The 13946-nt window shown below is 64.3% G+C and carries 2 protein-coding genes; one reads left to right on the top strand and one right to left on the bottom strand.

Annotated elements, in window-relative coordinates:
- Nucleotides 1–144 precede the first annotated feature (144 nt).
- The gene (locus PFLQ2_RS09415; RefSeq protein ID WP_003183648.1) at nt 145–693 is read right to left on the bottom strand and encodes an RNA polymerase factor sigma-70; all 549 of its coding nucleotides are present in this window, start codon (nt 691–693) and stop codon (nt 145–147) included.
- Between the two features lie 269 nt (nt 694–962).
- Here PFLQ2_RS09415 and PFLQ2_RS09420 point away from each other — a divergent pair, with 269 nt between their 5' ends.
- On the top strand, nt 963–13943 hold the full coding sequence (locus PFLQ2_RS09420; protein ID WP_003183646.1) for a non-ribosomal peptide synthetase: 12981 nt from the start codon (nt 963–965) through the stop codon (nt 13941–13943).
- Nucleotides 13944–13946 lie beyond the last annotated feature (3 nt).

Raw genomic sequence — 13946 nt, 5'->3', positions numbered from 1 at the left:
ATCCAGCACCAATGCAAACTGACCCACCGATATCGCGAGCAAGCTCGCTCCCACACTGTTTCGATGTGATTGGATGTAAGTGGTACACCACATATCCCCTGTGGGCGAACTTGCTCGCGATGGGGCCGGCAAGACCACCCATAATCACCGCCGGGCGAACGTATCCCCCCGAACCCCTGACACCTTGCGGCAATGCACCAGGGCGTCGCGAATCATGAAGTTCACCAGGGTCGGCGAAACGCCCAATTCCTTGGCGATGTCTTTCTGCGGCACACCGTGCAAACGGTACATCTCGAAGGCATAACGCGTGCGGCTGGGCAGTTGGGTCAGTGCGTCAGCGATGTGTTCCAGTGTGGAAAAATTGATGTGGGAAGTTTCCGGCGAAGCCCCCTGGATGACCACGTTTAGCCCTTCCTCTTCCGGTCCCGAATATTTCTGCTCCAGCGCTTGCTTGCGGTAGTGATCGATCGCCAGGTTGCGCACGATCTGGAACAGATAACTGAGCTGGGCCTTGAACGAAGAGGTGATCTGCGGCGCCGATTGCAGTCGGAAAAACGCGTCCTGCACCACGTCTTCGGCCCGGGACCGACAGCCGGTGATGCGCGCGGCGATCTTAACCAGGATCAATCGGTTGTCGACGAACGCCTGGAGTAACGGTGAGTCGCACCTGCTTGTGGATACTTGTTCCGTCATGGAATTCACCTTGCTGCAAAAAGTTAGCAGGACGGCCGGATGCCGGCCCCGTCCTGCACATCGAGCGCCAAATTAGGCTGAATGATAATGATTGTCAATTGAGAAGGAGAATTATTGATGCGGGAAAGTCCAGCGTCAGTCCCGCGACCCTTTGTCGCGGCGGATAGCGGCTGAGCGGTCCGGTGCGCCGGGACGCCGACTAATTATCTGACGGCGTTATCCGTTTCCATGGGTGACCACTTGTAAGCCGAATTCAGGCAGGAAACCCCATGACCGACGCGTTCGAACTCCCCAGCACCTTGGCCCATGCCCTCCAACGCCGCGCCGCGTTGACGCCGGACCGGGTGGCCTTGCGCTTCCTTGCCGACACCCCGGAGCAGAGTGCGGTGCTGAGTTATCGCGACCTGGATTTGCGCGCACGGACCATCGCCGCCGCCTTGCAGGTTGACGCAGCCCTTGGGGATCGCGTCGTGTTGCTGTTCCCCAGTGGCCCGGATTACGTCGCGGCGTTTTTTGGCTGCCTGTACGCCGGGGTGATTGCCGTGCCGGCTTATCCACCGGAGTCCGCCCGTCGGCATCACCAGGAACGCCTGTTATCGATCATCGCCGACGCCGAACCGCGCCTGTTGCTTACCAGCAGCCCATTGCGCGACCCGTTGCAAGCCATCGAATCGGCACCGCCGGTGATGTGCGTCGATGTGCTCGACCCGGCTATCGCCACGCAATGGGTCATGCCGACGCTGCGGGACGACGACATCGCTTTCCTGCAATACACCTCCGGCTCCACTGCTTTGCCCAAGGGCGTACAGGTCAGCCACGGCAATCTGGTGGCCAACGAATCATTGATTCGCCACGGCTTCGGCATCGACCTGAACCCCGACGACGTCATCGTCAGTTGGCTGCCGCTCTACCACGACATGGGCCTGATCGGCGGCCTGTTGCAGCCGGTGTTCAGCGGCGTTCCCTGCGTGTTGATGTCCCCCGCGTATTTTTTGGCCCGCCCATTGCGCTGGCTGGAAGCGATCAGCGAGTACGGTGGGACCATCAGCGGCGGTCCGGATTTCGCTTATCGGTTGTGCAGCGAGCGGGTCAGCGATTCGGCCCTCGCGGCGCTCGACCTGAGCGGTTGGCGCGTGGCTTATTCGGGTTCCGAGCCGATCCGCCTCGACACCCTGGAAGGTTTCGCCGAGAAATTCGCCCCGTGCGGCTTCACCCCGGACAATTTCATGGCCTCCTATGGCCTGGCCGAGGCGACGCTGTTTGTCGCCGGCACGCCGCGCCGACAAGGCATTGCTGCGTTGCGGGTGGATGACGCGGCGTTGGCGCAAAACCGCGTCGAACCGGGGCAGGGCGGTGCGGTGATGAGCTGCGGTGTCAGCCAGCCCGGGCATGGGGTATTGATCGTCGAACCCGGCACATTGCAACCGTTGGCGGACAATCAGGTCGGTGAGGTCTGGGCCACCGGCCCGAGCATCGCCCATGGCTACTGGCGCAATCCCGAGGCCAGCGCCAAGACCTTTGTCCAGCACGAAGGCCGTACCTGGCTGCGCACTGGCGACTTGGGTTTCCTGCGCGACGGCGAGCTGTTTATCACCGGTCGCTTGAAAGACTTGCTGATCGTGCGCGGGCAGAACCTGTATCCCCAGGACATCGAGCAAGCCATCGAGCGTGAAGTGGAGGTGGTGCGCAAGGGCCGGGTCGCGGCGTTCGCGGTCGATGAGAACGGTGCGGAAGGTATCGGCATCGCAGCGGAAATCAGCCGCAGCGTGCAGAAAATCCTGCCGCCCGACGCCTTGATCAACGCCATCCGCCAAGCCGTGGCCGAAGCCTGCCAGCAAGCGCCGAGCGTGGTGGTGCTGCTCAATCCCGGTGCGTTGCCCAAGACCTCCAGCGGTAAGTTGCAGCGCACGGCCTGCCGCTCCCGCTGGGCCGAAGGCAGCCTCGACAGTTATGCACTGTTCCCATCGGCTGCGGATGCAGACAGCCCTGCAACGAGCCCGGCATCGGCCCTGCAAACCCTGATCGGCCAAGTCTGGTGCGAGCACTTGCCGGTGGCGCAGGTCCAGGCCGACGATCATTTTTTCCTGCTGGGCGGCAACTCCATCGCCGCCACCCAGGTGGTCGCCCGTCTGCGCGACCAATTGGGCCAGGCGATCAATCTGCGCCTGCTGTTCGAAGCCCCGACCCTGGCCGCTTTCACCGCAGCGGTGGCGAGCCAGCCACTGGACGGCGGCCCAACGTTGATCGAAGCCTTGCCGCGCAATCAAGCACTGCCGCAGTCGTTAGCCCAGAACCGTTTGTGGATCACCTGGCAGCTCGATCCGGCGAGCCACGCCTACAACATTCCGGGCGCCCTGCACTTGCGCGGCGAGTTGGACGAGAGCGCACTGCGCACCAGCTTCCAGCAGTTGATCGAGCGCCACGAATCCCTGCGCACGCGGTTTTTGGAGCGTGATGGCGTGGCGCTGCAACGGGTCGATCCGGCCGGTGAGTTCGACCTGCAAATACTCGACCTCGGCGACTTGCCTGCCGATCAACGCCAGGCCCGGGCGCGGCAGGTTCGAGACGAGGAAGCGGCTACGCCGTTCGACCTGGAAAAGGGCCCGCTGCTGCGGGTCACCTTGCTGCGCCTCGAAGAGGACGAGCATCAACTGCTGGTGACGATTCACCACATCATCGCCGACGGTTGGTCGATGAAGGTCCTGATCGAAGAATTCTCGCGGCTGTACGCCGCCGCCAGCCAGGGGCAAGTCGCCGAACTGGCGCCGCTGCCGTTGCAGTACGCCGACTACGGCAACTGGCAACGCCAATGGCTGGAGCAAGGGGAGGCTGAACGCCAGCTGGCCTACTGGAAACAGCAATTGGGCGACGAGCAACCCATCTTGGCCCTCAACACGGACCATCCGCGCAGTGCTCAACATTGTCGCAGCGCGGCGCGGCATAGTTTGCGGCTGGACAAAGTCCTGAGTGATGCCCTGCGTCGCGTAGCCCAGGCCCATGACGCCACGCCCTTCATGCTGTTGCTGGCGGCCTTCCAGGCCTTGTTGCAGCGCTACACCGGGCAGTCCGACCTGCGCATCGGCGTACCCAACGCCAACCGTCCGCGCCTGGAAACCCAGGGCCTGATCGGCTTCTTTATCAACACCCAAGTGCTGCGCGGGTTGGTCGAAACACGCCAACCCTTCGCCGCGCTGCTGGCCCAGGCCCGCGAAGCCACGCTCGGCGCCCAGGCCCACCAGGACTTGCCGTTCGAACAATTGCTCGAAGCCTTCCCGCAGGCTCGGGAGCACGGCCTGTTCCAAGTGATGTTCAATCACCAGCAACGTGACCTGAGTGCCTTGCGGCGCCTGCCGGGCCTGTTGGCCAATGAGCTGCCGTGGCACAGCCGCGAAGCCAAGTTCGACCTGCAACTGCACAGCGAGGAAGATCGCAACGGTCGCCTGACGCTGTCGTTCGATTACGCCGACGAGCTGTTCGAAGCGGCGACCATCGCCCGGCTGGCGGAGCATTACTGCAACCTGCTGCGGGCCGTTTGTGCCGACCCGCAACTCGCCGTCGGTGATGTGCCACTGTTGACTGCCGATGAATACACCGCCCAGCAGCAGTGGAGCGCGGCGCCCTGCGACCCGGCCGCACAATGGCTGCCGGATTTGTTGAATGAACAAGCCCGATGCACGCCGCAACGTACCGCGCTGCTGTGGGACGGTGGGCGCATGGACTTCGCCGAGCTGCACACCCAGGCCAATCGCCTGGCCCATTATCTGCGGGATAAGGGCGTCGGCCCCGACGTGTGCGTGGCGATTGCCGCCGAGCGCTCGCCGCAGCTGCTTATTGGCGTGCTGGCAATCATCAAGGCTGGCGGCGCCTACGTACCGCTGGATGCGGACTATCCGGCCGAACGCCTGGCGTACATGCTTCAGGACAGCGGCGTCGATCTGTTGCTGACCCAAACCGGGCTGCTCGAACGCTTGCCGGCCTGCGCGGGCGTCAGCGTCATCGCCATGGACGCCCTGCATCTGGAGCAATGGCCGAGCAACCCGCCGGGCTTGCACCTGCATGGCGAGCACCTGGCCTACGTGATCTACACCTCCGGTTCCACCGGCCAGCCCAAGGGCGTCGGCAACACCCACGCCGCCTTGGCCGAACGCCTGCAATGGATGCAGGCCACCTACCGGCTGGATGAAACCGATGTGCTGATGCAAAAGGCGCCCATCAGTTTCGACGTATCGGTATGGGAGTGCTTCTGGCCGCTGATCACCGGTAGCCAGTTGCTGCTCGCCGGCCCGGGCGAGCACCGTGATCCGCACCGCATCGCCCAGTTGGTCGAACAGTTTGGCGTGACCACGCTGCACTTTGTGCCGCCGCTGCTCAGCCTGTTTATCGACGAGCCCCTGAGCGCCCGCTGCATCAGCCTGCGCCGAGTGTTTTCCGGCGGCGAGGCGTTGCCGGCCGAGTTGCGCAACCGCGTGCTGGCGCAACTGCCAGCGGCGCAACTGCACAACCGCTATGGCCCGACCGAAACCGCGATCAACGTCACCCATTGGCATTGCACCGAGGCCGACGGCGAGCGCTCGCCAATCGGCCGTCCCCTGGGCAACGTGCTGTGCCGTGTGCTCGACAGCGACCTCAACCCTGTCCCGACCGGCGTGTCGGGCGAATTGTGCATCGGCGGCTTGGGCCTGGCCCGGGGTTACCTCGGGCGTCCGGGCCTGAGCGCCGAGCGTTTTGTTGCAGACCCGCTCGGGCCGACCGGTGCGCGGTTGTACCGCACCGGCGACCGGGCGCGTTGGAGCGCCGACGGCGTGCTCCAATACCTCGGTCGTCTCGACCAACAGGTCAAGCTGCGTGGCTTCCGGGTCGAACCCCAGGAAATCGAAGCGCGCCTGCTGGCCCAGGCTGGCGTCGCCCAAGTGGCGGTGTTGGTGCGCGACACCGCGGCCGGTCCACAGTTGATCGGCTACTACACCGCCCCGGACGTGGCTGACGATCAGGACACGCTGAACGCCCGCCTCAAAACCGCCCTGGCCGCCGAGCTGCCGGATTACATGGTGCCCGCGCAAATGCTGCGCCTGGACGTCATGCCCTTGGGCCCAAGCGGCAAGCTCGACCGCGCGGCCTTGCCCGAGCCGCAATGGCTGGTGCGCGAGCACGTCGAGCCGGCCAGCGCCCTTGAGCAACAGATCGCGGCCATCTGGCGCGACGTGTTGGGGCTGGTGCGCATCGGCCTGCGTGACGATTTTTTTGCCCTGGGTGGCCATTCGCTGCTGGCGACCCAGATCATTTCCCGCACTCGCCAGGCCTGTAACGTCGAGCTGCCGTTGCGGGTGCTGTTCGATGCCAGCGAGTTGGGCGCCTTTGCCGAACAAGTGCGGTTGATCCAGGCCAGCGGCCAGATCAACCGCCAGCCGCCCATCGATAAAGTCGATCGCAGCCAACCGGTGCCGCTGTCGTATTCCCAACAGCGTATGTGGTTCCTCTGGCAGATGGAACCGGACAGCCCGGCCTACAACGTTGGGGGCATGGCGCGCTTGCGCGGGGTGCTGGATGTCGGGCGTTTCGAGGCGGCTTTGCAGGCGTTGATCCTGCGTCACGAAACCCTGCGCACCACCTTCCCGAGCATTGATGGCGTGGCCTGGCAGCAGGTACACGCCGAAACGGGCCTGCGCATGGACTGGAAGGACTTCTCGGCATTGACTGCCGATGCCCGCGAGCAGCGGGTGCAGCAGCTGGCGGACAGCGAGGCCCACAAGCCCTTCGACTTGGAAACCGGGCCGCTGCTGCGGGCCTGCCTGGTCAAGACCAGCGAGCAGGAACATTACCTGGTGCTGACCCTGCACCACATCGTCACCGAAGGCTGGGCGATGGACATTTTCGCTCGAGAACTGAGCGCGCTGTACGAAGCCTTTATCGACGACCGCGAATCGCCTCTGGAACCGTTGCCGGTGCAATACCTGGATTACAGCGTCTGGCAGCGTCAATGGCTGGAGTCTGGCGAGCGCCAACGGCAATTGGATTACTGGACCGCACAGCTGGGCCATGAATATCCGCTGTTGGAACTGCCGGGCGACCGTCCGCGTCCGCCGGTGCAAAGCCATCGCGGCGAGCTGTTCCGCTTCGACCTCAGCGACGACTTGGCCGCCCGGGTTCGTGCCTTCAACGCCGAGCACGGCTTGACCCTGTTCATGACCATGACCGCCGCCCTGGCCGTGCTGCTCTATCGCTACAGCGGCCAGGGTGACCTGCGCATCGGCGCGCCAGTGGCCAACCGCATCCGCCCGGAAAGCGAAGGGCTGATCGGCGCCTTCCTCAATACCCAGGTGCTGCGTTGCCAGCTCGATGGGCACATGTCAGTCAGTGAACTGTTCGAGCAGGTTCGCCACACGGTCATCGAAGGCCAATCCCATCAGGACCTGCCGTTCGATCATCTGGTGGAAGCCCTGCAACCGCCGCGCAGCGCTGCCTACAACCCGCTGTTCCAAGTGATGTGCAACGTGCAGCGCTGGGAATTCCAGCAAAGCCGCACGCTGGCGGGCATGAGCGTCGAGTACTTGGTCAACGATGCCCGGGCCACCAAGTTCGACCTGAACCTTGAGGTCACCGACCTGGACCAGCGCCTGGGTTGCTGCCTGACCTACAGCACCGATCTATTCGATGAGCCGCGTATCGCGCGCATGGCCGCGCATTGGCGCAATCTGTTGGAAGCGCTGCTGGTCGATCCGGCGCGACGCTTGAGCGAGCTGCCGTTGATGGGAACCGATGAGCAGCAGCGGATGCTCGACAGCCTGGGCGTTGAGCCCGGTGAGCATCGCCTGGATCAATGCCTCCATGAGCTGTTCGACGAACAGGCCCGCATGCATCCCGACGCGCCGGCCTTGACCTTCGCCGGGCAGACCCTGACTTACAGCGAACTCGACCGCCGCGCCAATCGCCTGGCCTGGAGGCTGCGCGAGCGCGGTGTCGGGCCGCAGGTGCGGGTCGGCCTGGCCCTGGAGCGCTCGCTGGAAATGGTCATCGGCCTGCTGGCTATCCTCAAGGCCGGTGGCGCCTACGTGCCGCTGGACCCGGAATATCCGCTGGACCGCCTGCACTACATGATCGAGGACAGCGGCGTCGCCTTGCTGCTCAGTGATCGGGCGATGCTCACAGCCTTGGGCTCCTTACCGAACGGCGTCGGCCATGGGTGCCTCGAAGAGGATTCGACGGCTCTGGTGCAATACCCCGAACACGCGCCGCCGCTGATCAACCTGCCGCAACACCAGGCCTATCTGATCTACACCTCCGGCTCCACCGGCAAGCCCAAGGGCGTGGTGGTGTCCCATGGCGAAATCGCCATGCACTGCCAAGCGGTGATCAAGCGCTTCGGCATGCGTGCGGACGATTGCGAACTGCATTTCTACTCCATCAACTTCGACGCCGCCACCGAGCGCCTGCTGGTGCCGTTGCTCAGCGGTGCCCACGTGGTGCTGCGGGCCCAGGGACAGTGGGACGCCGAGGAAATCTGCGGGCTGATTCGCCAGCACCGCATCAACATCCTCGGCTTCACCCCCAGCTACGGCAGCCAATTGGCGCAATGGCTGGCGACCCGGGGGCAGACCCTGCCGGTGCGCATGTGCATCACCGGTGGCGAAGCCCTGACCGGCGAGCACCTGCAACGCATCCGTGGCGCGTTCAAGCCGAGCCTGTTCTTCAACGCCTATGGCCCGACCGAAACCGTGGTCATGCCGCTGGCGAGCCTGGCGCCGGAGCATCTGGAGGAGGGCGCGGCGAGTGTGCCGATCGGCAGCGTGATCGGCGCCCGGGTGGCCTACATTCTCGACGCCGACCTGGCCCTGGTGCCGCAAGGTGCGACGGGTGAGCTGTACGTTGGCGGCGCCGGTCTGGCCCAGGGTTATCACCAACGGCCGGGCATGACCGCCGAGCGGTTTGTCGCCGATCCGTTTGCTGCCGACGGCGGGCGGCTCTATCGCACCGGCGACCTGGTGCGCCAGCGAGCCGATGGTTTGGTGGAGTACCTGGGACGGATCGACCATCAAGTGAAAATCCGTGGGTTCCGCATCGAACTGGGGGAAATCGAAACCCGCCTGCTGGAACATCCCGCGGTGCGCGAGGCGGTGGTGCTGGCCCTCGACATGCCGGGAGGCAAGCAGCTGGCCGGTTACCTGGTGACCGATGTCGCCGAACAGGACGCCGCACAGCAGGCGGCCCTGCGCGACGCGTTGAAACACCATCTCAAGGTCCAACTGCCGGACTACATGGTGCCCACGCACCTGATCCTGTTGGCGAGCATGTCACTGACTGCGAACGGCAAGCTCGATCGTCGGGCTTTGCCGATGCCGGACCCGGAGCTCAACCGCCAGCGCTACGTGGCGCCAAGCAATGCTCTGGAGCAAACCCTGGCGGCGATCTGGTGCGACGTGCTGAACGTGGGCGAGGTGGGACTTGAGGACAACTTCTTCGAGCTGGGCGGTGATTCGATCCTGTCCATCCAAGTGGTCAGCCGCGCTCGGCAGCAAGGCATTCATTTCACCCCTCGGGACTTGTTCCAGCACCAGACCGTGCAGGCGCTGGCCGCCATCGCCACCCACAGTGAGCAGGTGATTGCCGAGCAAGGCCTGTTGATGGGGAAGTCCGGGCTGACGCCGATCCAGCATTGGTTTTTCGACAGTGCGATTGCCAACCGTCAGCATTGGAACCAGGCGTTGCTGCTGGAGCCGGCTACACGCCTGGAGCCGCAGCTTGTGGAGCAGGCGTTGCGCAGTGTCTTCGAACAGCACGATGCCTTGCGCCTGGGCTTCGACGAATCTGCCGGGCACTGGCACGCGGAGCACCGGCCGCTATCCGATGCGTCGCTGTTGCGGCACGTGTCGGTGCAAGCCGAAGAAGAGTGTGAAAGCTTGTTTGCCGGGACGCAGCGCAGTCTGGACCTGACAACCGGACCTTTGTTGCGCGCGGTCCTGGCGCAGTTGCCCGATGGCCGGCAACGGCTGTTGATCGTCATTCATCACCTGGTCGTGGACGGTGTGTCGTGGCGAGTGTTGATGGACGATCTGCAAACCGTCTACCGCCAGCTGGCGGAGGGGCAAACGACCCGGTTGCCGGCCAAGACCAGCCCGTTCCGTGATTGGGCCGCACGCTTGCAGGTCTATGTCGGCAGCGAATCCCTGCGCGAAGAACTGGGTTGGTGGCAAGCGCAGTTGAGCGGTCCGCAAGTGACGTTGCCGTGCGCGGATCCTGATGGCGCGAACCTGGAGCGCCACGCAGATACGGTCAATGTGCGCCTTGACGCCGAGCGCACCCGCCAACTGCTGCAACAGGCGCCGAGTGCCTACCGCACCCAGGTCAACGACCTGTTGCTCACGGCCCTGGTCCGGGTACTGTGCCGTTCAAGCGGCCATGCGTCGGTCCTGGTCCAGCTCGAAGGCCACGGTCGCGAAGCGTTGTTCAACGACATCGACCTGACCCGCACCGTGGGCTGGTTCACCAGTGTTTATCCGGTGCGCCTGAGCCCGTCGGACGGAGATTTCGCCGCGTCCATCAAGGCCATCAAGGAGCAATTGCGCGCAGTACCTCACAAGGGCCTGGGCCATGGCGTGCTGCGCTATCTGGCTGACAAGGCGACTCGCGAGGCAATGGCCGACCTGCCGCACGCAGCGATCACCTTCAACTACCTTGGCCAACTCGATCAGACCCTCGGCCAGGACGCGCTGTTCCGGCCGCTGGACGCACCACTGGGGGCCATCCATGACCCTGACGCGCCGCTGCCCAACGAGCTGAGCATCGACAGCCAGGTCAGCGGCGGCGAGCTGGTGCTGCGTTGGACATTCAGCCGCGAACGCCACGACAGACAAACCATTGCCGCCCTGGCCGATACCTACCTCGATGAGCTGCAACGCTTGATCGAGCATTGCCTGACGGACGAGGCGGGCGGCCTGACGCCGTCGGATTTTCCCTTGGCCAAACTCACCCAGGGCCAGCTCGACAGCCTGCCGGTGCCGGCCGCACAGATCGAGGATGTCTATCCGCTGACGCCGATGCAGGAAGGCATGCTGTTGCATACCCTGCTGGAACCGGGCACCGGCCTGTATTACATGCAGGATCGCTACCGCATCAACAGCGAACTGGACCCGCAGCGTTTCGCCCAGGCCTGGCAGGCGGTCATTGCTCGCCATGAGGCCTTGCGTGCCTCGTTCTGCTGGAACGTCGGCGAAGACATGCTGCAAATCATCCACAAGCCCGGCAGCACACCGGTGCAATACCTCGATTGGTCTGACGTGCCCGAAGACGCCCAGGAAGCCAAGCTCCAGGCGATGCTCAAAGACGAGCGCGAGGCCGGTTTCGATCTGTTGAACCAGGCACCGTTCCACCTGCGGCTGATCCGGGTCGGCGCAGCGCGCTACTGGTTCATGATGAGCAACCACCACGTCCTGATCGACGCCTGGTGCCGTTCGCTGTTGATGGACGATTTCTTCGAGATCTACACCGCCCTCGGCGAACATCGCGAGGCGCACCTGGCCGTGCCACCGCGCTATCGCGACTACATCGGCTGGCTGCAACGCCAGAGCCTGGCCGAAGCCCGGCAGTGGTGGAAGCGCAACCTGCAAGGTTTCGAGCGGACCACGCCGATCCCTGGCGACCGGCCGTTCCTGCGCGAACATGCCGGTGACAGCGGCGGGATGATTGTCGGCGACTGCTACACCCGCCTCGACGAGCGTGACGGTGCGCGGCTGCGGGAGCTGGCCCAGGCCCACCAACTGACCGTGAATACCTTCGCCCAGGCAGCGTGGGCCTTGGTGCTGCGGCGGGTCAGTGGCGACCGGGACGTGCTGTTCGGCGTCACGGTCGCCGGGCGTCCGGTGCAACTGCCGCAAATGCAGCGCACGGTCGGGCTGTTCATCAACAGCGTCGCGTTGCGGGTGCAGGTGCCCGAGGACGATCAGCGCTGCAGTGTCCGTCAGTGGCTCAGTGGCTTGCTGGACAGCAACATGCAACTGCGCGAGTACGAATACCTGCCGCTGGTGAGCATCCAGGAGGTCAGCGAGCTGCCCAAGGGCCAGCCACTGTTCGACAGCTTGTTTGTGTTCGAGAACGCGCCGGTGGAAGTCTCGGTGCTGGACCGCGCCCAAAGCCTCAACGCCACTTCCGACTCGGGCCGCACCCACACCAACTTCCCGCTGACGGCAGTCTGCTATCCGGGAGATGACCTGGGGTTGCACCTTTCCTATGACCAGCGCTACTTCGACGAGTCCACTGTCGAGGGGTTGCTGGGCGAGTTCAAGCGCTTGCTGCTGGCCCTGATGGAAGGTTTCCACGGTGATATGGCCGAGTTGCCATTGATTGCCACCGAGGAGCAGGCGTTCCTGATCGACGGCTGCAACCAGAGCGAGCACGCCTATCCGCTGGAGCAGAGCTACGCCGAGCTGTTCGAGGCCCGGGTCGCGGCCCATCCGCAATGCATCGCCGTCAGTTGCCTCGGCACGCGGTACAGCTACGCCGAGCTGAATGCACGCAGCAACCGCCTCGGCCACGCCTTGATCGCCTCCGGGGTCGGGCCTGACCAACCGGTCGCGCTGCTGGCCGAGCGGGATGCGCAGCTGCTGGGCATGATCATTGGCAGCTTCAAGGCCGGTGCAGGTTACCTGCCGCTGGACCCGGGCCTGCCGAGCCAGCGCCTGAGCCGCATCATTGAGCTGAGTCGCACACCGCTGCTGGTCTGCACCCGGGCCTGTCACGCCCAGGCACTGGCCTTGCTGGAGGCGTTCGCCTGTTCCGGGCGGCCGAGGCTGCTGGTATGGGAAGACGTCCAGGCCAGCGATGTTTCGCTGGAAAACCCAGGGGTCTACAGTCGGCCGGACAACCTGGCCTATGTGATCTACACCTCCGGTTCCACCGGTTTGCCCAAAGGCGTGATGGTGGAACAGCGCGGCATGCTCAATAACCAACTGAGCAAGGTGCCCTACCTGGCGCTGGGCGAAGCTGACGTGATCGCGCAGACCGCGTCCCAGAGTTTCGATATTTCAGTCTGGCAGTTCCTCGCCGCGCCATTGTTCGGTGGCCGGGTGGACATCGTGCCCAACGCCATCGCCCACGACCCGCAAGGGCTGCTGGAACATGTGCAACACCAGGGCATCACGGTGCTGGAGAGCGTGCCGTCGCTGATCCAGGGCATGCTCGCCCAGGAACGCATTGGCCTCGACGGCTTGCGCTGGATGCTACCCACCGGCGAAGCGATGCCGCCGGAACTGGCCCATCAATGGTTGCTGCGTTACCCGGAAATCGGCCTGGTAAATGCCTACGGACCGGCGGAATGCTCCGATGACGTGGCGTTCTTCCGCGTCGATCAGGCGTCGACCCGTGGCACTTACCTGCCGATCGGCACGCCCACCGATAACAACCGCCTGTACTTGCTCGACGGCGCGCTGGAGCTGGTGCCGCTGGGGGCCGTCGGTGAGTTGTGCGTGGCCGGCATCGGGGTTGGCCGCGGTTATGTCAGCGATCCCCTGCGCACTGCCCCGGTGTTTGTGCCGAATCCGTTCGGCGCGCCTGGAGAGCGGCTCTACCGCACCGGCGATCTAGCCCGGCGGCGCCGCGATGGCGTGCTGGAATATGTCGGGCGCATCGACCATCAGGTGAAGATTCGCGGCTACCGCATCGAGTTGGGGGAAATCGAAGCGCGGCTGCATGAACAGCCCGAGGTGCGTGATGGCGCGGTGGGCGTGCAAGAGGGCGCCAATGGCAAGCATCTGGTGGGTTATCTCGTGGCCGCCGATTCGGCGCTGAGCCCGAACGAACGCCTGGAGCGCATCAAACAACGCCTGCGCAGCGAGCTGCCGGAATACATGGTGCCGCTGCACTGGCTATGGCTCGATCGCCTGCCCCTCAATGCCAACGGCAAACTCGACCGCAAGGCCTTGCCGGACCTGGAAATCGGGCAGTTGCAGAGTCAGGATTACCTGGCACCTGCCAATGAATTGGAGCAGACCCTGGTGGACATCTGGTCTTCGGTGCTGAAGGTTGAAAAAGTCGGCGTGCGAGACAACTTCTTTGAACTGGGCGGCCATTCGTTGCTGGCCACGCAAATCGCCTCGCGGGTGCAAAAGGCCCTGCAACGCAACGTGCCGCTACGGGCCATGTTCGAGTGCAGCACGGTGCAGGAACTGGCCGACTACATCGAAGGGTTGGCGGCCAGCGAAATGACCGTGGAGAAAGTGGATCGGCTGAATGACTTGATGGCGGAGCTGGAGGGGCTGTAGTCC

It is taken from the genome of Pseudomonas fluorescens Q2-87 (genome assembly GCF_000281895.1).
In the GTDB taxonomy this organism is placed as follows: Bacteria; Pseudomonadota; Gammaproteobacteria; order Pseudomonadales; family Pseudomonadaceae; genus Aquipseudomonas; species Aquipseudomonas fluorescens_S.
Note: the sequence above shows the minus strand (reverse complement) of the source record. Positions and strands in the feature narration are given on the sequence as shown.

What these genes read in the sequence shown, in the direction of transcription:
- PFLQ2_RS09415 (WP_003183648.1), bottom strand. Translation starts at nt 693, where the DNA reads ATGACGGAACAAGTATCCACAAGCAGGTGCGACTCACCGTTACTCCAG.
- PFLQ2_RS09420 (WP_003183646.1), top strand. Translation starts at nt 963, where the DNA reads ATGACCGACGCGTTCGAACTCCCCAGCACCTTGGCCCATGCCCTCCAA.